The sequence below is a fragment of the Pigmentiphaga sp. H8 genome (genome assembly GCF_003854895.1).
GTDB lineage: Bacteria > Pseudomonadota > Gammaproteobacteria > Burkholderiales > Burkholderiaceae_B > Pigmentiphaga.
This window is the reverse complement of the sequence record NZ_CP033966.1, coordinates 459,210-475,407: the sequence shown is the minus strand read 5'-3', so window position 1 is coordinate 475,407 and position 16,198 is coordinate 459,210. Positions and strand designations below refer to the sequence as shown.

The window sequence follows — 16,198 nt, the reverse complement described above, 5'->3', positions numbered from 1 at the left end:
CGCATGGCCCGCGCCCGTACCCTGCACGGCGTCTCCATCGGCATCCTGCTGCTGGACACGGGCTTCCAGCGCGTCCCGGGCGACATCGGCCACGCGGCCACCTGGCCTTTCCCGGTGCAGTATGCGGTGGTCCAGGGCGCGACCGGCGCCCGCGTCGCCGGCCCCGAGGCCGGCGGCACGCTGGACCTGTTCGCACGGGCGGCCGCCGGGCTGGCGGCCATGGGGGTGGACGGCATCGTGACCAGCTGCGGTTTCCTGGCGGTGCTGCAACGCGAGCTGGCCGCGTGCTGCCCGGTGCCCGTCGCCACCTCCAGCCTGCTGCAGATTCCCATGGCGCAGGCGCTGCTGCCGCCCGGCAGGACCGTAGGCGTGCTGACGCCCGTGGCCGAGGCCCTGACGCCCGCCCACTTCCACGGCGTGGGCGTAGCCGGCACGCCGCCGGTCGAGGGCTTGCCGCCCGGTTCGCTGTTCAAGCGCGACCTGCTGGAGAACCGGACGACGTTCGACCTCGCGGCGCACGAGCGGGAGGTCGTCGCGGCGGCCCGCCGGCTGGTCGCCCGGCACCCCGAGGTCGGTGCCATCGTCAGCGAATGCGCGAACTTCCCGGTCCATTCGGCGGCGGTCGAAGCCGAGCTGGGGCTGCCGGTGTTCGATACCTATACCCTGGTGTCCTGGTTCCACGCGGGCCTGCGGCCCCGCGCCTTCACCGCCGGGCCTTCCAGGGCACCCTGACCTCGGCCAGCGCGCCGAAGGCCGTCTCGGCCTGGACCTCCAGCTCGCGCAGCCGGGCGGCGATCCATCCCAGCGCGAACCAGGCCTGGGAATGCGCGTCGGCCAGCGAGGCATAGTGCGTGCGCGCCACGACCAGGTCGTTGATCTCGCCCAGGATGTCCTGCAGCGCCGAAAGCTGCCTGCGATAGGCCCGCACGCGCGCCGCCCGGTACAGGGGCGCCGACAGGGCCAGCCCGTAGCGCAGGCGCTTGGCCAGCTTGCGCAGGGCGTGGCGGCGCTCGTCTTCCAGACGCACGAAATGGCGTCCCTCGCGGACCAGCCGGCGGTGCCACTTGTCCAGGCGCGGCGTGACCGCGCGCGCAAGGCGGACGGGACGCGCCGGCGCGGGCGCCGCCGGTTCGGCCGCCGGCAGCCCGCCGGCCATGGGCAGGCTGGGAGCCGGCTCGCGTATGCCCACGTTCCAGGCCAGGAGGCCCAGCAGCCACGACTGGAAGTCCACGGACGATGCCAGGGTGGCCGCATCGGGCCCGGCCTCCGGCTGCCACGCCAGGGGCGGCATGCCGGCATCGACCAGCGTGGACAGGACCTCGCCGCCCATGACGTCCTGGTCGCGGACCCGGCCGAAGTCGGCGAAGTGCCGGCGCGCCCCCTCCTGCAACGCCGCCGGGGGCAATTCGGCATTGCCGTCCAGCAGCTTCCATGCCGAGCGCAGCCGGCGCATGCCGACACGCAACTGGTGCACGTGTTCGGCGCCCCCCAGCCGTACCCCGGGAGGCGCGTCGGCTGCCGCCAGCGGCGCCGCGTTGCGAGCGATCTGCTCGAAGCATTCAGCGGTCATCGCGGCCAGCGCCTGATCGGGCGTCTCGTCCTGGCCCAGCCCGATCCCGGTGGCAAAGCGCGGCGCCCAGAACGCGGCGATCTCCGCTTCCCTGACCTGGGGCCGTTCGTCCAGCGGCGCGGCGGCGATGCGGGCTGCGGCATTGGCCAGCCCGTCGCCGCGCTCGGCTTTGCTGCGCAGGTCCAGCACCAGGCCGTGCCGGGCCAGCCAGCGGCCGGCCACGATGAACAGCGCCTGGGGCCGCCCGGACATCAGCTCGAACTCCAGCTCGCACACCGGCAGCTCCAGTCCCTGCGCCCGGATCGTGCCCACATCGTAGGCCACCTCCACCGAACCCGCGCGGGTGCGCACCGCGGCCGTCTTGCGCCAGACGTCGGTCTCGTAGCGCACACCCAACCCGGCGCCCAGCCCCGCCAGCACCGCTTCGGCCGGCGTGCCGGCGTAGACGGACAGGTCCAGGGCCCGGCCGGGACTGGGATGGTTCAGTTCGACGCGGGACATGGCGTCGGCACCGGCCATCTTGAAGGTCTGCACCCACTTGCGGCCTTCCTGGCGCAGCCGGATCGCCGCGCGTTGGCGGGCCAGTTGCCTGTCGGGGGTGTCGAAGTACATCGCGCGCAGATGCGTGCGGGGCGCGGATGACAGGGAAACGACCTGGCCGGCGACAGCCTTGCGCGCGGCCCAGGGGACGGAAAACTTGAGTTCTTGTTCTAGCATGAGGGCGGAAAGCGAGCGATGACGGGAAATTCCCGACATGGTAGAGCTCGCCGCCCCCGAAAATGATGACAGGTCATCTGACCGTCACAATTCTCGACCGCGGCAGCCCGTGCCGCCACGACGAAATCAGAAGCGGGTATTCCGGGTGACCGACCAGCGCGCCGACAGCGCCCCCAGCAGGGCCACCCCGACCACGAACGCCGCCAGCCATTCCCACTGCGGCAGGCGCAGCGCGAATTCGGTCCCGTAGGTGCGGGCCAGGTCCGCCAGCGCGGCATTGAGCGGATCCAGCACCACGGCCACCAGCCCGATCGCGGCCAACGCCGCCACGCCGCAACTGATCGCCCCCAGGTACAGGAAAGGCCGCCGCACGAAGGACTCGGTGGCGCCCACCAGCCGCGCGACGCCGATTTCCTCGCGCTGGGACAGGGCCTGCATGCGCACGGTGTTGAACACTGCCGCCAGCACGGCCACCGCCACCACCAGGGCCAGGAACAGCAGGCTCGCGCGGGCGAAGCGCAGGATGGCCTCCAGCCGCTGCACCCAGGCGCTGTCCACCTGCACCATGTCGACCTTGGCCCAGGTCTTCCACAGGGCGGCGAGCTTGGCCGACCGCTGGGCCAGGTCCTCGCCTTCCAGCGTTACCACGATGGCGTCGGGCAGAGGGTTGTCGGGCAGCACCGCCAGGGCCTGGGCGTAGGCCGGGTTGGCCTTGAGCTCGGACAGGGCCCGGTCGCGGCTGATCACACGCAGGGCCTGAATCTCGCTGGCGTGGTCGCGCCGGATCCGGTCGGCCACGGCGCCGGTCTCGGCCGGCGTGGCGCTGACCTCCATGAAGACGGTCATCTCGGGATCGGCCGTCAGGTGGCTGGCCACCGGCCGCAGCGACATCAGCGCCGCCGCGCCCAAGAGGGGAATGGCCAGCGCCAGCGTGATGACGAGGATGTTGGCGACGGACGAGAACGGCTGCGACAGCAGCCGGCGCAGGGTCACGCCCAGCGCGTAGCGATGTTGGCGGATCAGGGGGCTCATGCCAGGACCTCCCCGCCCAGCCGCGGCGTGCGCTTGCCGCCGTCGGTGACCCGGCCTTCCTTGACCAGCAGCACGCGCGTGGCGTAGTCGGTGATCAGGCTTTCGTCGTGCGTGGCCAGGATCGTGGTCACCCCCACGCGGTTGAAGTCGCGGAAGACCTCGACGATGCGGCGGGCGCTCTCGCGATCCAGGTTGGCGGTGGGTTCGTCGGCGATCAACAGGCCGGGACGGTTGACGATGGCCCGCGCGATGGCCAGCCGCTGCTGGTCGCCGCCGGACAGCTCCTGCGGCCGCAGCCTGTCCTTGCCCGACAGGCCGACCCGCTCGATGGCGGCGTGCGCGCGCTTGGCGGCGGCCGCGCGCGAATGGCCGGTCACGGTAAGAGGCAGCATCACGTTCTCGAAGGCGCTGCGGTCGCTCAACAGGTGCACGTCCTGCAGGATGGTGCCGATGGCGCGCCGCAGGTAGGGGCGGAAACGGCCGGGCAGCTTGCCGACGTTCTTCCCGTTGACCAGGACGGTGCCCCGGTTGGGGACGTCCAGCCCCGCGATGAGCTTCAGCAGGGTCGACTTGCCCGCCCCGGAAGGGCCGGAGACGAAGACGAATTCGCCCTGGGCGATGCCGAAGGTCACGTCGGCCAGCGTATCGATGCCGCGGCCATAGGATTTGTAGACTTGCTGGAATTCGATCATGAGGTCGAAATATAACCTGGGCCGTCCGGAGGCGACAGGCCCCGAGGTTTTCATCATACCGAACACATGCTACGGTACGTTTCCCCAAGGAGGCCGTGGCCGGCGATGCTTTATAGTCCAGGGCCGTCCGCGCAAGGAGCCCGCCATGAAAGCACTGAAAACCTTCCTCGCCGCCGCCCTGATGCTGGGCGCCGCGCATGCCGCCCACGCCGGCCCCACGCTGGACGCCGTCAAGAAGAAGGGCTTCGTGCAGTGCGGCGTCTCGACCGGCGTGGCCGGTTTCAGCAACCCCGACAGCAAGGGCAACTGGACCGGCATCGACGTGGACCTGTGCAAGGCCGTCGCGGCCGCGCTGTTCGGCGACGCCACCAAGTTCAAGCTGACCCCGCTCAATACCCAGCAGCGCTTCACCGCGCTGCAGTCGGGCGAGGTCGACGTCCTGCCCCGCAACACCTCCATCACGCTGCAGCGGGACGCGGCGCTGGGCCTGACCGGCGTGGGCGTGAACTTCTATGATGGCCAGGGGATCCTGGTATCGAAGAAGCTGGGCGTCAAGAGCGCGAAGGAACTCAACCAGGCGGCCATCTGCCTGCAACCGGGCACCACCACCGAACTGAACCTGGCCGACTGGTTCCGCGCCAACAAGATGACGTTCAAGCCCGTGGTCATCGACAAGTTCGACGAACTGGTCCGCGCCTTCGCCGCGGGCCGCTGCGACGCCTACACCACCGACATCTCGGCGCTGAACGTGATCCGCACCACCAAGCTGTCCAACCCGGACGACTATGTCGTGCTGCCCGAGCTGATCTCGAAGGAACCGCTGGGACCCATGGTGCGCCGGGGCGACGAACAGTGGGCGGCCATCGTCCGGTGGACGCTGAACGCGATGATCGAGGCCGAGGAATACGGCATCACGTCCAAGAACGTCGATGAAATGGCCAAGAGCGCCAATCCCAACGTGCAGCGCATCCTGGGCGTGACGCCCGGCGCCGGCAAGAACCTGGGCGTGGACGAGAAGTGGGCCTACAACATCGTCAAGCAGGTCGGCAACTACGGCGAGAGCTTCGAGCGCAACCTCGGCCAGGGCAGCCCCTTGAAAATGCAGCGCGGCGCCAACGCCCTCTGGACCAAGGGCGGCCTGATGTACGCATTGCCCATCCGCTGACGCGCGCATGTCCCGGTTGAGCTGGAGCAATCCCTCCGTCCGGTCGACGGTGTACCAGGCCCTGGCCCTGGCCGCCGTCGCCGGGCTGGCCTGGTTCCTGGTCTCGAACACGCTGGCCAATCTGGCGGCCCGCAACATCTCGTCGGGCTTCGGCTTCCTAGGGCGCGAGGCGGGCTTCGCCATCGGCGAGGCCCCCATCCGCTACGACCCGCAGGACACCTACGCGCGGGCCATCCTGGTGGGCCTGCTGAACACGCTGCGCGTGGCGGCGGCCGGCATCGTGCTGGCCACCATCCTGGGCACGGTGGTGGGCATCGCGCGCCTGTCGCGCAACTGGCTGGTGGCACGGCTGGCGTCGGTGTACGTCGAGCTGATGCGCAACACGCCGCTGCTGTTGCAGCTCTTCCTCTGGTATGCGCTGGTCACCGAGACCCTGCCCCCGGCCCGCCAGGCGCTGGAGCTCCTGCCCGGCGTGTTCCTGTCCAATCGCGGCATCAAGCTGCCGCTGCCAGCCGACCACCTGGGCTTCGATCTGGCCGCGGCGGGCTTCGGCCTGGCGGTCGCGCTATCGCTGGCGCTGGCGCACTGGATGCGGCGGCGCCAGCAGCACAGCGGGGACGTGCGCCCCATCGCCCACTGGGTCGTCGCGCTGCTGGTCGGACTGCCGCTGGCGGGCTGGCTGGCGGGCGGCGCGCCCATGCAGTTCGACGTGCCCCACCTGCAAGGATTCGGCTTCACGGGCGGCGCCACGCTCACCCCCGAGTTCACGGCCCTGCTGTTCGGGCTCGTGATCTATACGGCGGCCTTCATCGCCGAAGTCGTGCGCGCCGGCATCCAGTCCGTGAACCGCGGCCAGTGGGAAGCCGCCGAGTCCCTGGGCCTGCGGCGCAGCAAGGTCCTGCGGCTGGTCGTGCTGCCCCAGGCGCTGCGGGTCATCATCCCGCCCGTCACCAGCCAGTACCTGAACCTGACCAAGAACAGCTCGCTGGCCGTCGCCATCGGCTATCCGGACATCGTCTCGATCGCCAACACGACGTTGAACCAGACCGGCCAGGCGATCGAGGGCGTGCTGATCATCATGGCCGTGTACCTGGCGGTCAGCTTGACGATATCGGTGCTGATGAACCTGTATAACCGCCGCATGGCATTGGTAGAACGCTAATGGAGGCGGCGTCCTTCATCGACGATGACTCTGCTCCAGAGCGCCGCGGATCCGGCTCCGCCGGTCCGCCAGCGCCGCCCCCTGGGGGGCGCGCGAAGCGCGTAGGGGGGGGCCTCTTCTCGTCTCCGTTGAACGTCGTACTGACGCTGCTGGTGGCTTGGCTGCTGCTGATGATCGTGCCGGCGCTGGTGGAATGGGGGCTGGTACGCGCGACCTTCGTCGCCTCGTCGGCGCAGGAATGCCGCGAGGCCGGCGGCGCGTGCTGGGCCTTCATCGCCGAGAAGCACCGGCTGATCCTGTTCGGCCTGTATCCCTACGACGAACAATGGCGCCCGCTGCTGGCCAGCGCGCTGCTGATCGGCGCCGTCGTGGCCAGTTGCCTGCGCCGCTTCTGGAACCGCTGGCTGGCGCTGATCTGGATCGTCGCGCTGACGGCCACCGGCATCCTGATGTGGGGTGGCGTGCTGGGCCTGCAATACGTCGAAAACACGCTGTGGGGCGGCCTGCCGCTGACGCTGATCCTGGCGACCTTCGGCATGGGCCTGGCCTTTCCGCTGGGCGTGCTGCTGGCGCTGGGGCGCCGCTCGCGCCTGCCCGCCATCAAGGCCCTGTGCGTGGTCTACATCGAACTGATACGCGGCGTGCCGCTGATCAGCCTGCTGTTCATGTCCTCGGTCATGCTGCCGCTGTTCCTGCCGGAAGGCATGAGCATAGACAAGCTGCTGCGCGCGCAGATCGCCATCATCCTGTTCGCCGCCGCCTACCTGGCCGAACTGGTGCGCGGCGGCCTGCAGGCCATCCCCAGGGGCCAGTACGAGGGCGCCGACTCGATCGGCCTGGGCTACTGGCAGCAAATGCGCCTGATCATCCTGCCGCAGGCGCTCAAGACCATCATCGCGCCGCTGGTCAGCATGTTCATCCTGGTGTTCAAGGACACCTCGCTGGTGGTGATCATCGGCATCTTCGACCTCACCCAGTCGGCCAAGGCCTCGCTGGCCGATGCTGCCTGGCCGGGTTTCTCGGTCGAGGCCTATCTGTTCATCGCCGCCATCTACTTCGTGTTCTGCTTCGCGATGTCGCGCTACAGCCAATCGCTGGAGAAGCGCCTGCGCACGGACCGGGAACGATGATCTCCGACAGGAAACCCGCCATGTCCTCATCCACGCAGCCGATCATACAAATGGAAGGCGTCAGCAAATGGTTCGGCAAGTACCAGGTGCTGCGCGACATCGACCTTGCCGTGGAGCGCGGCGAACGCATCGTCATCTGCGGGCCTTCCGGCTCCGGCAAATCGACGCTGATCCGCTGCATCAACCGCCTGGAGGAACACCAGCAGGGCCGCATCGCCGTGGGCGGCATCGAGCTGACCAGCGACCTGAAGGACATCGAGGCGATCCGGCGGGAAGTGGGCATGGTGTTCCAGCACTTCAACCTGTTTCCCCACCTGACCGTCCTGCAGAACCTGACGCTGGGCCCGATCTGGGTGCTCAAGCAGCCCAAGGCCCAGGCCGAGGCCGCCGCCATGCAGTACCTGGAGCGCGTGCGCATTCCGGAGCAGGCGCACAAGTACCCGGGACAGCTCTCGGGCGGGCAGCAGCAGCGGGTGGCCATCGCGCGATCGCTGTGCATGTCGCCCAAGATCATCCTGTTCGACGAGCCGACCTCGGCGCTCGATCCGGAGATGGTCAAGGAAGTGCTGGACGTGATGACCTCGCTTGCCGAGACCGGCATCACCATGCTGTGCGTGACGCACGAGATGGGTTTCGCCCGGCAGGTGGCGGACCGCGTGATCTTCATGGACCAGGGCCAGATCGTCGAACAGAACACGCCCGAGGCCTTTTTCTCGAACCCGCGCAACGACCGCACCCGCCTGTTCCTGAGCCAGATCCTGCACTGATCCGACCCGGCGGCGGCGCCATGAACCCGAAACGCCCAATTATTACGATTGAGCAAGCCTGTCGGGGATGAGCATCCCGAGGCATTAAAATCCGGAACTCATGGACCTCAAACTTTTCGAAGACCTCATCGCGCTCGCCCGGACGCAGAGCTTCGTGCGCGCCGCCGAAATGCGGCACGTCACCCACCCCGCCTTCGGCCGCCGCATCCGCGCGCTGGAAGTCTGGGCCGGCTCGCCGCTGGTGGAACGCAATCGCACGCCGGTCCAGCTCACCCCCGAGGGCGAGGTCATGCTCAAGACCGCCGAACGCACGGTCGAAAGCGTCGCCAACGCCCGCTCGCAAATCCAGCGCCACGGCACCAACCAGGGCATGAGCCTGCGCATAGGCACGGGCCGCACGCTGGCCCGCACCCTGGTGGCCGACTGGCTGGCCCGCATCACGCACATGCCGCGCAGCCCGCTGCGCGGCAAGGCGCAGATCGACATCATCACCGGCGCGACCTCCGACCTTGCCGGCATGCTGGAGCAAAGCAAGGTCGACATGCTGTGCTGCTACGAACACCGTGCGCTGTCGGTGCCGCTGAACGGCCACCGCTATCGCCACCTGACGCTGTCCACGGAAAAACTGGTGCCGGTCAGCGTGGCCGATGCGCAGGGCAAGCCCCGCTACAGCCTGATCGGGGCCAGCCAGGCAACGCCGCTGATCGCCTACGGCATCGGCCTGTCCATGGAGCGGCTGCTGAGCGAGCATTTCGAGCGCAATCCGCTGGCGGGCATGAACGTGTTCCTGCGCTGCGACTCGGCCGACGCCGTCTACGAATTCGTCAAGAAGGGCCTGGGCGTCGCATGGCTGCCCTGGTCCATGGTGGCGGCCGATTGCCAGCGCCGCAACATGGTGGTCCTGGGCGGCCGCAGCGACGAAGTCCCGTTCGAAGTCCGGCTGTACCGGCCCCGCGCCCGCCAGGCCGACGTGGTCGAAGCCGTCTGGGCGGCAACGGAATTCGCGCGCTGACCGACGCGGCGGAATGCCGTCCCGGGTGCCCCGCACCAAGCCGGGGCATCAAGCGTTTCGTATATTCCCCGCTTGCCGCACCGGCCTGGGGCAAACCCTGACAGCAGGCCGAATTCGCACGCACATGTGCCTGATCCGCACCTTTGCGGCCATGCCGTGCGCAAGGATGGCGGCACGATAACTGCTCTGTACGGGGCCCCTCCATGAACCAGCCTACCCTTACGCGCCGCGCGCTCATGCTGGCGCTCGCCGCCTGTGCCGCCGGCGCCGCCGTCCCTGCCCACGCGCAGGACGACTATCCCGCCCGCCCCATCACCCTGGTGGTGGGCTACCCGGCCGGCGGCAGCACCGACCTGACCGCCCGTCTGTTCGGCGACGCGCTGTCCAAGCGCATCGGCGAACGCGTCATCGTCGAGAACGTGGGTGGCGCCGGCGGCGCGATCGGCGCCCAGCGCGTGGCCAAGGCCCGCCCCGACGGCTATACGCTGCTGCTGGGGGCCTCCAACGAGATGGCCATCGCCAGCCTCATCAACAAGGCGGTCAAGTACGACGGCCTGAAGGACTTCACCCCCATCGGCATGATCAGCACGCAGCCCATGGTGCTGGTGGCGTCGGCCAATTCGCCCATCAAGAACATCTCCGACTTCCTGGCCCAGGCCCGCGCCCATCCCGGCAAGTTCAGCTTCGGCACCTCGGGCGTCGGCACCGCGCTGCACCTGTCGGCCGAAAGCGTGAAGGAAGCGGGCGGCCTGCAGCTCGTGCACGTACCCTACCGCGGCGTCGCGCCGCTGGCCAGCGACATCATGGGCGGCCAGTTGCAGTTCGGCGTGTTCGTGCTGTCGAGCGCGCTGGCCAACATCCGCGCCGGCAAGCTGGTGCCCATCGGCCTGATGCAGGCCTCGCGCGCGCCGCTCGCGCCCGAGATCCCCACCTTCGCCGAAGCCGGCCTGAAGGACGTCAACATGGACATCTGGTTCGGCCTGTACGGCCCCGCCAACGTACCCGCGCCCGTGGTCACGAAGCTGCGCGCCGCGCTGGACGACGTCCTGAAGATGCCGGAGTTCCGCAGCAAGATGCAGGAATCGGGATCCACCGTGGCCGCCTCGGGTGTCGACCTGGCCCAGTTCCAGCGCAAGGAAACCGAGAAGTACAAGCGCATCGTCGAGTTCGCCAAGATCGAGGAATGAAGATGGCGACTCACGATTTCCTGCTGCCCGTGCCCGACCTGTCCGCCGTCCGTGCCGGCAACACCGGCGTCGAAGGCGTCTGGCACTTCGACTCGGGCACGCCCGGCCGCCATGTGCTGGTCACTTCGCTGGTGCACGGCAACGAGCTGTGCGGCGCCTGGGCGGTCAAGACCGCGCTCGAGACCGGCCTGCGGCCCCGGCGCGGCAAGCTGACGCTGGCGTTCTGCAACCTGGCCGCGTTCGACACCTTCGACGTCGCCCGCCATGATGCCTCGCGTTACCTGGACGAGGACCTGAACCGGGTCTGGAGCGACGACAAGCTCGCCGCCCCCACCACCCGCGAGCGCACGCGCGCCGCCGCGCTGCTGCCCTGGGTGCGGCAGGCCGACTGGCTGCTGGACCTGCACTCCATGCACGAACCCTGCGCGCCGCTGCTGCTGACCGGCATGCAGCCGCGCAACCTGGAGCTGGCCCGCGAGCTGGGCGCGCCGCGCCACGTCATCGTCGATGCCGGCCACAAGGACGGCGTGCGCATGCGCGACTACGGCCGCTTCGGCCAGATGGCCGACAACGGCACGCGTTCGCTGCTGATCGAATGCGGCTACCACGGCGCGATCGAGAGCCGGACCGTGGCGCTGGACCAGGTGGCGCGCTTCCTGCGCGCCTCGGGCATCGTCGACGAGAACGACCTTCCCGCCGAATGGATCGCGCCCGCGCCGGACGCCCAGCAGGCGATCGAGGTCACCCAGCCGGTGGTCGCGCGCAGCATGGACTTCCGGTTCGCCCAGCCCTGGCAGGGACTGGAGGAACTGGAACGCGCCGGCACCGTCATCGGCTGGCAGGACGGCGAACCCGTGACGACACCGTACGACCATTGCACGCTGGTCATGCCGTCGCTGCGGCAGCTCGTGCCGGGCGTGACCGTAGTCAGGCTGGCGCGGCGCGTCGCCTGAGGATGGGGGTCCGGTTTCGGCCGGCCCCGCAATTGCTTACTGTTCAGTCAATAACAATAAAATCCATCTTGAAAACAATCAAATTTATAGCTGTTTAATCCAGTTTTCCATTTCAATATATTGACTATCTAGTCAACTCAACCTATCGTGCGGCTGGACGATGGCCGTTGCGCGCCATCGCCCTCCATCCACTCCCGAGGAACCCACGATGGCCACCGCACGCCACCCCCGACCACCCGAGCTCGAGCACGCCTCGCTCGAGGACATCGCCGCCCGCTACGTCGGCCGCTTCCGCGACAAGACTCCCGACTGGGCCGCCTTCGAAGACGCAAGAATCGAAGGCTTCAAGCGCGCCCAGCACCGCTTCATCGGCGCCGGCGGCTCCGGCAAGCACGACGATGCCTCCGCCATCCCCGCCCGTGGATTCACCCTGAGCATCATGTACGTCGAGCCCGGACAGGGAAACGCCGCCCACACCCACGAGGTCGAGGAAGTCTTCTTCGTCCTGCAGGGCTTCCTGGACGTCTTCTTCCAGGATGAAGCCGGCAACAAGGCCTGGCGCCGCCTGGCACCCTGGGAATGCGCCGCCTGCCCGCCCGGCGTCATCCACGGCTACGAGAACCGCAGCCTCGAACCCGTCTACTTCCAGGTCATGCTCGGCCGTGCGCAGCCCGAACTCATGGGCTATGCCAGCGACGACCTCTTCCAGAAGCGCGACGCACACCTCAGATCCAGCCCCCGAGTCTGACCCGCCCCGCGCCCATGCCCCGGGCGTAGCGATGCCCGCGCGGCGCCCCTCGTTTGCAGGAGTACACGCTGTGAATCGAATGAAACTGGCATTCATCTGCGCGGCCGTTGCACTGACGGCCCCGGCCGCCGCCGACACCTATCCCGCCAAGCCCGTGCGGATCGTCGTCACCGCCCCGCCCGGCGCGACCTCGGACATGCTGGCGCGCGTCATGGCCGAGCAACTGGGCAAGGCGCTGAAGGTCGCCTTCGTCGTCGAGAACCGCCCCGGCGCCGGCGGCAACATCGCCGGCGAGCACGTCGCCAAGGCGCCGCCCGACGGCTACACGCTGCTGCTGGCCTCGGTCAGCTCGCACGCCATCAATCCGTCGCTGTACACGAAGATGCCCTACGATTCGGTCAAGGATTTCGCGCCCATCATCGTGCTGGCCTCGAATCCGAACGCCCTCGTGGTTTCTCCCGCCTCCGGCATCAAGTCCGTCGCCGACCTGGTCAAGGCCGCCCGCGCCAAGCCCGGCGAACTCAGCTTCAGCTCCGGCGGCAACGGGACCTCGCAGCATCTGGCGGGCGAACTGTTCAAGTCCATGACCGGCGTGCAGTTGATGCACGTGCCCTACAAGGGCTCGTCGGAAGCCTTGACGGCGGTCATGCGCAACGAGACCACCCTGATGTTTCCCAACATCCCCAACGCGCTCGCGCTGGCCAAGAACGGCAACGTCAACCTGCTCGCGGTCACGACCCGCAATCGCCTGTCCTGGCTGCCCGACGTTCCCACGCTGAATGAAAGCGGCCTGTCCGGCTTCGAAGCCGTGGCCTGGTTCGGCCTGGTCGCGCCCGCCGGTACGCCGCGCCCGGTGGTCGACACCATCAACGCCGAATCGGCCAAGGTGCTGGCGCGGCCGGACGTCCAGCAGCAGTTGATCGGCCAGGGATTCGACATCATGGGCGGCAGTCCGGAAGCGTTCCAGGCGTTCCTGAAGGCCGAGATCGAGAAGTGGCGCGTGGTCGTCAGACAGTCCGGCGCGACCGTCAACTAACCGCGGAAAAACCGAGCCCCCTCCTCCGCCCCACGCCGCGAGGAGGGGTAGTTGGCGCTACAGCGGCCGGATGCCGATGAAGCGCAACTGCGACAGTTCGTCTATCGCGTAGCGCACGCCTTCGCGGCCGAACCCCGACTGCTTGGCGCCGCCGAAGGGATACATGTCCAGCCGGAAGCGGCTGGCCTCGTTGATCCACAGGGATCCTACCTCGAAGCCGTCCGCGAACAGGAAGGCATTGCCCAGGCTGCGGGTGAACACCGCGCCCTGCAGGCCGAACGGTGAATCGTTCGCCAGTTGCAGCGCCTCCTGCGCATCGGCGGCGCGCTGCACGACGGCCAGCGGGCCGAAGGCCTCGTCCGCCCAGATGGGACTGTCGGCGGGCGCATCCACCAGGATGCCGGGGCTGACCCGGCAACCGTCCTGCTTCGGCTCCAGGGCATATCGGGAACCCCGCTCCACCGACCGGCGCGCCATGTCCATGACGCGGTCGGCGGCCGCGCGCGAAACCATGGGACCGACGTCGGTGGCCTCGTCGTCCGCGCTGCCCACGCGCAGGGCCCGGGCCGCTTCCACGAACAGCGGCAGGAAGGCATCGTACGCCGCAGCCTCCACGATCACGCGCTGCGCCGACACGCACTGCTGGCCGCTGGCCTCGAAGGCGGCGGCGGCGATGCGGCGGGCGGCGTCGGCCAGGTCCGCGTCGGCCAGCACCACGTTGGCGGCGTTCGAACCCAGTTCCGCCACGAACTTCTTGGCGCCGGCCGTGCGCGCCAGCGCATCGCCGGCCGCCGTGCCGCCCGTGAACGTCACGACCCGGACCCGCGCATCCCGCACCAGGGCCTGTGCCGGGGACCGGTCGCCGCACACCACGTTGAACAGCCCCGGCGCCAACCCCGCCTCCACGAACAGCGCGGCAACGGCCAGCGCCGCGCGCGTGCCGGCCGGATGCGGCTTGACCACGACGGCGTTGCCCGCCGCCAGCGCCGGCGCCACTTTCTGCACCAGCAGGTTGACCGGCGCGTTGAACGGCGTGATCGCGGCCACGACGCCGTACGGCACCCGGCGCACCAGGCCATGCCGCCCCACGCCCGCCGCGACGGCGTCCAGCGGCAACATCTCGCCGGTCAGCGTCTGGAGCTGCACCGCGCAGGCCCGCAGGAACTGGACGCCGCGGACGACCTCGACGCGCGCCACCCGGACGGGCTTGCCGACGTCGCTGACCAGCAGATCCGCCACCGCATCCACCCGCGTCTCCAGCAGATCCGCCGCCTTGTTCAGCACGGCCGCCCGCTCCACCACCGGCGCCGCCGCATGGCGGCGGAACGCGGCCAGGGCGGAAGCGACCGCCTGCGCGCACAGCTCGTCGGAGGCCTCGGCCAGGTGGATGCCGCGGCCGGCATGCTGGGGCGACTCCAGCGTGATCGTCGCCCCGGCGCCGGGTAGGGACTGGCCATCGATGAAGCTGTGCAGGATATCCAAGGCAGGCTCGCAAGGTCAGGAAAACGGGTCAAGCGCCATTCTATTTATTGTTTGACCATTTAGTCAATTTAAAGACGAGCCACCGAAACTCCCGTGGTCACCGTGCCGGCCCGCGCACGAGGCGTGAATCCCGCTGCATGTACACTTGCACGGCCCCCTAGCATTCAGGCTCTCATGTCCGCCATGACTCCAAAAAAAGCAGACACCACCGTTCCCGCAACACCCCGGCGCCGGACCAGCGGCCCGCGGGAAAGCGCCGCCCGCACGCGCCTGTCCATCATCGAGGCCTCCATCCAGGAGTTCTCGCAGAAAGGCTTCGAAGGCGCGCGCGTGGACGAGATCGCGCTGCGGGCGGGCGTGAACAAGAACCTGCTCTACCACCACTTCGGCAACAAGGATGGCCTGTTCGTCGCGGTGCTGACGCATACCTACGAGAACATCCGTGCGCGGCAGCAGGACATCCAGCTGCGCACCGTGGACCCCGAAGCGGCCATGCGCCGGCTGGTCATCTCCACGGGCAAGATCTGGGTCCAGTTCCCCGAGTTCCAGCGCCTGCTGATGAGCGAGAACCTGGCCGGCGGCCGGCACGTCGCCAGCGACGCGGCCATCTCGGACCTGTACAACCCGCTGCTGGACACGATCGAACAGCTGCTGACCCGCGGCCGCGAGGCGGGCGTCTTCCGCGACGACATCGATCCCATCGACCTCTACATCTCGGTCACCTCGCTGACCGCCCACTACGTCAACAACCAGCACACCTTCGAGGCCATCTTCCGACAGAAACTGATGACGCCGCAGCGGGTCCGGCAGCGCCTGGAGCACGCGGCGGACATGGTGATCCGGTACCTGAAGAAAGATTGAGCGGCGTTGCGCCGGCTCTGGTTTCCGGCGCTTAACATTGACCATTTAGTCAATTTACCCTATCGTGTGGTCGTACGATGGCCGTTGCGCGCCATCGCCCTCCATCCACTCCCGAGGAACCCACGATGGCCACCGCACGCCACCCCCGACCACCCGAGCTCGAGCACGCCTCGCTCGAGGACATCGCCGCCCGCTACGTCGGCCGATTCCGCGACAAGACTCCCGACTGGGCCGCCTTCGAGGACGCCAGGATCGAAGGCTTCAAGCGCGCCCAGCACCGCTTCATCGGCGCCGGCGGCTCCGGCAAGCACGACGATGCCTCCGCCATCCCCGCCCGTGGATTCACCCTGAGCATCATGTACGTCGAGCCCGGACAGGGAAACGCCGCCCACACCCACGAGGTCGAGGAAGTCTTCTTCGTCCTGCAGGGCTTCCTGGACGTCTTCTTCCAGGATGAAGCCGGCAACAAGGCCTGGCGCCGCCTGGCACCCTGGGAATGCGCCGCCTGCCCGCCCGGCGTCATCCACGGCTACGAGAACCGCAGCCTCGAACCCGTCTACTTCCAGGTCATGCTCGGCCGTGCGCAACCCGAACTCATGGGCTATGCCAGCGACGACCTCTTCCAGAAGCGCGACGCACACCTCACGTCCAGCCCCCGCAACTAGACAGGCCTTCAAGGAGAAC

General features: G+C 68.7%; 16 protein-coding genes. 12 read left to right on the top strand and 4 right to left on the bottom strand.

Translation table 11 applies throughout. The features are described 5' to 3' along the window. Window positions 1-3: 3 nt before the first annotated feature. Window positions 4-732 carry an aspartate/glutamate racemase family protein gene (locus tag EGT29_RS02295; protein ID WP_124687513.1) on the top strand — a complete coding sequence of 243 codons (729 nt, stop codon included), beginning with the start codon at window positions 4-6 and terminating at the stop codon, window positions 730-732. Here the strand turns inward: EGT29_RS02295 and EGT29_RS02290 are convergent. The 3 genes from EGT29_RS02290 to EGT29_RS02280 form a co-directional block, all read right to left on the bottom strand. After that, the gene (locus EGT29_RS02290) at window positions 704-2,287 is read right to left on the bottom strand and encodes a CYTH and CHAD domain-containing protein (RefSeq protein ID WP_124687512.1); all 1,584 of its coding nucleotides are present in this window, start codon (window positions 2,285-2,287) and stop codon (window positions 704-706) included. The two genes, EGT29_RS02295 and EGT29_RS02290, sit on opposite strands and share 29 nt — an antisense overlap. A gap of 126 nt (window positions 2,288-2,413) precedes the next feature. Continuing rightward, window positions 2,414-3,319: an ABC transporter permease gene (locus tag EGT29_RS02285; protein WP_124687511.1), complete on the bottom strand. Its 906-nt coding sequence runs from the start codon at window positions 3,317-3,319 to the stop codon at window positions 2,414-2,416. Next, window positions 3,316-4,011, bottom strand: a complete 696-nt coding sequence (locus EGT29_RS02280) for a cell division ATP-binding protein FtsE (protein ID WP_124687510.1) — start codon at window positions 4,009-4,011, stop codon at window positions 3,316-3,318. The genes EGT29_RS02285 and EGT29_RS02280 overlap by 4 nt, the downstream gene beginning before the upstream one ends. A 145-nt stretch (window positions 4,012-4,156) precedes the next feature. Here EGT29_RS02280 and EGT29_RS02275 point away from each other — a divergent pair, with 145 nt between their 5' ends. The 9 genes from EGT29_RS02275 (at window position 4,157) to EGT29_RS02235 (ending at window position 13,171) form a co-directional block, all read left to right on the top strand. Then, window positions 4,157-5,176, top strand: coding sequence for an amino acid ABC transporter substrate-binding protein (locus tag EGT29_RS02275; protein WP_124687509.1), 1,020 nt, complete (start codon window positions 4,157-4,159; stop codon window positions 5,174-5,176). A gap of 7 nt (window positions 5,177-5,183) precedes the next feature. Continuing rightward, on the top strand, window positions 5,184-6,338 hold the full coding sequence (locus tag EGT29_RS02270) for an amino acid ABC transporter permease (RefSeq protein WP_124687508.1): 1,155 nt from the start codon (window positions 5,184-5,186) through the stop codon (window positions 6,336-6,338). Further along, complete coding sequence (locus EGT29_RS02265; protein WP_124687507.1) at window positions 6,338-7,468, top strand: amino acid ABC transporter permease; 1,131 nt, start codon at window positions 6,338-6,340, stop codon at window positions 7,466-7,468. The genes EGT29_RS02270 and EGT29_RS02265 overlap by 1 nt, the downstream gene beginning before the upstream one ends. A gap of 20 nt (window positions 7,469-7,488) precedes the next feature. Continuing rightward, window positions 7,489-8,235, top strand: coding sequence for an amino acid ABC transporter ATP-binding protein (locus EGT29_RS02260; protein ID WP_124687506.1), 747 nt, complete (start codon window positions 7,489-7,491; stop codon window positions 8,233-8,235). A gap of 100 nt (window positions 8,236-8,335) precedes the next feature. Next, window positions 8,336-9,247: a LysR family transcriptional regulator gene (locus EGT29_RS02255; protein ID WP_124687505.1), complete on the top strand. Its 912-nt coding sequence runs from the start codon at window positions 8,336-8,338 to the stop codon at window positions 9,245-9,247. Between the two features lie 203 nt (window positions 9,248-9,450). Then, entirely contained in the window at window positions 9,451-10,434 is a 984-nt protein-coding gene (locus EGT29_RS02250) for a tripartite tricarboxylate transporter substrate binding protein (RefSeq protein ID WP_124687504.1), read from the top strand. A 2-nt stretch (window positions 10,435-10,436) separates the two neighbouring features. After that, window positions 10,437-11,387, top strand: a complete 951-nt coding sequence (locus tag EGT29_RS02245; protein WP_124687503.1) for a succinylglutamate desuccinylase/aspartoacylase family protein — start codon at window positions 10,437-10,439, stop codon at window positions 11,385-11,387. Window positions 11,388-11,595: 208 nt separating this feature from the next. Continuing rightward, window positions 11,596-12,135, top strand: a complete 540-nt coding sequence (locus EGT29_RS02240; RefSeq protein WP_124687502.1) for a cupin domain-containing protein — start codon at window positions 11,596-11,598, stop codon at window positions 12,133-12,135. A 79-nt stretch (window positions 12,136-12,214) separates the two neighbouring features. Then, complete coding sequence (locus EGT29_RS02235; protein ID WP_238160512.1) at window positions 12,215-13,171, top strand: tripartite tricarboxylate transporter substrate binding protein; 957 nt, start codon at window positions 12,215-12,217, stop codon at window positions 13,169-13,171. 57 nt (window positions 13,172-13,228) lie between these two features. Here EGT29_RS02235 and EGT29_RS02230 read toward each other — a convergent pair whose 3' ends face one another. Continuing rightward, window positions 13,229-14,653, bottom strand: coding sequence for an aldehyde dehydrogenase family protein (locus tag EGT29_RS02230; protein ID WP_124687500.1), 1,425 nt, complete (start codon window positions 14,651-14,653; stop codon window positions 13,229-13,231). A gap of 183 nt (window positions 14,654-14,836) precedes the next feature. On the opposite strand from EGT29_RS02230, the gene EGT29_RS02225 reads away from it, so the two are divergent. Together EGT29_RS02225 and EGT29_RS02220 are read left to right on the top strand one after the other, a co-directional pair. Further along, complete coding sequence (locus EGT29_RS02225) at window positions 14,837-15,514, top strand: TetR/AcrR family transcriptional regulator (protein WP_161567665.1); 678 nt, start codon at window positions 14,837-14,839, stop codon at window positions 15,512-15,514. Between the two features lie 125 nt (window positions 15,515-15,639). After that, on the top strand, window positions 15,640-16,179 hold the full coding sequence (locus EGT29_RS02220; protein ID WP_124687498.1) for a cupin domain-containing protein: 540 nt from the start codon (window positions 15,640-15,642) through the stop codon (window positions 16,177-16,179). Window positions 16,180-16,198: the final 19 nt, after the last annotated feature.

Bases quoted from the DNA above. Each gene is read 5' to 3' on its own strand.
- EGT29_RS02295 (WP_124687513.1), top strand. From the start codon at position 4: ATGGCCCGCGCCCGTACCCTGCACGGCGTCTCCATCGGCATCCTGCTG.
- EGT29_RS02290 (WP_124687512.1), bottom strand. From the start codon at position 2,287: ATGCTAGAACAAGAACTCAAGTTTTCCGTCCCCTGGGCCGCGCGCAAG.
- EGT29_RS02285 (WP_124687511.1), bottom strand. From the start codon at position 3,319: ATGAGCCCCCTGATCCGCCAACATCGCTACGCGCTGGGCGTGACCCTG.
- EGT29_RS02280 (WP_124687510.1), bottom strand. From the start codon at position 4,011: ATGATCGAATTCCAGCAAGTCTACAAATCCTATGGCCGCGGCATCGAT.
- EGT29_RS02275 (WP_124687509.1), top strand. From the start codon at position 4,157: ATGAAAGCACTGAAAACCTTCCTCGCCGCCGCCCTGATGCTGGGCGCC.
- EGT29_RS02270 (WP_124687508.1), top strand. From the start codon at position 5,184: ATGTCCCGGTTGAGCTGGAGCAATCCCTCCGTCCGGTCGACGGTGTAC.
- EGT29_RS02265 (WP_124687507.1), top strand. From the start codon at position 6,338: ATGGAGGCGGCGTCCTTCATCGACGATGACTCTGCTCCAGAGCGCCGC.
- EGT29_RS02260 (WP_124687506.1), top strand. From the start codon at position 7,489: ATGTCCTCATCCACGCAGCCGATCATACAAATGGAAGGCGTCAGCAAA.
- EGT29_RS02255 (WP_124687505.1), top strand. From the start codon at position 8,336: ATGGACCTCAAACTTTTCGAAGACCTCATCGCGCTCGCCCGGACGCAG.
- EGT29_RS02250 (WP_124687504.1), top strand. From the start codon at position 9,451: ATGAACCAGCCTACCCTTACGCGCCGCGCGCTCATGCTGGCGCTCGCC.
- EGT29_RS02245 (WP_124687503.1), top strand. From the start codon at position 10,437: ATGGCGACTCACGATTTCCTGCTGCCCGTGCCCGACCTGTCCGCCGTC.
- EGT29_RS02240 (WP_124687502.1), top strand. From the start codon at position 11,596: ATGGCCACCGCACGCCACCCCCGACCACCCGAGCTCGAGCACGCCTCG.
- EGT29_RS02235 (WP_238160512.1), top strand. From the start codon at position 12,215: ATGAAACTGGCATTCATCTGCGCGGCCGTTGCACTGACGGCCCCGGCC.
- EGT29_RS02225 (WP_161567665.1), top strand. From the start codon at position 14,837: ATGACTCCAAAAAAAGCAGACACCACCGTTCCCGCAACACCCCGGCGC.
- EGT29_RS02220 (WP_124687498.1), top strand. From the start codon at position 15,640: ATGGCCACCGCACGCCACCCCCGACCACCCGAGCTCGAGCACGCCTCG.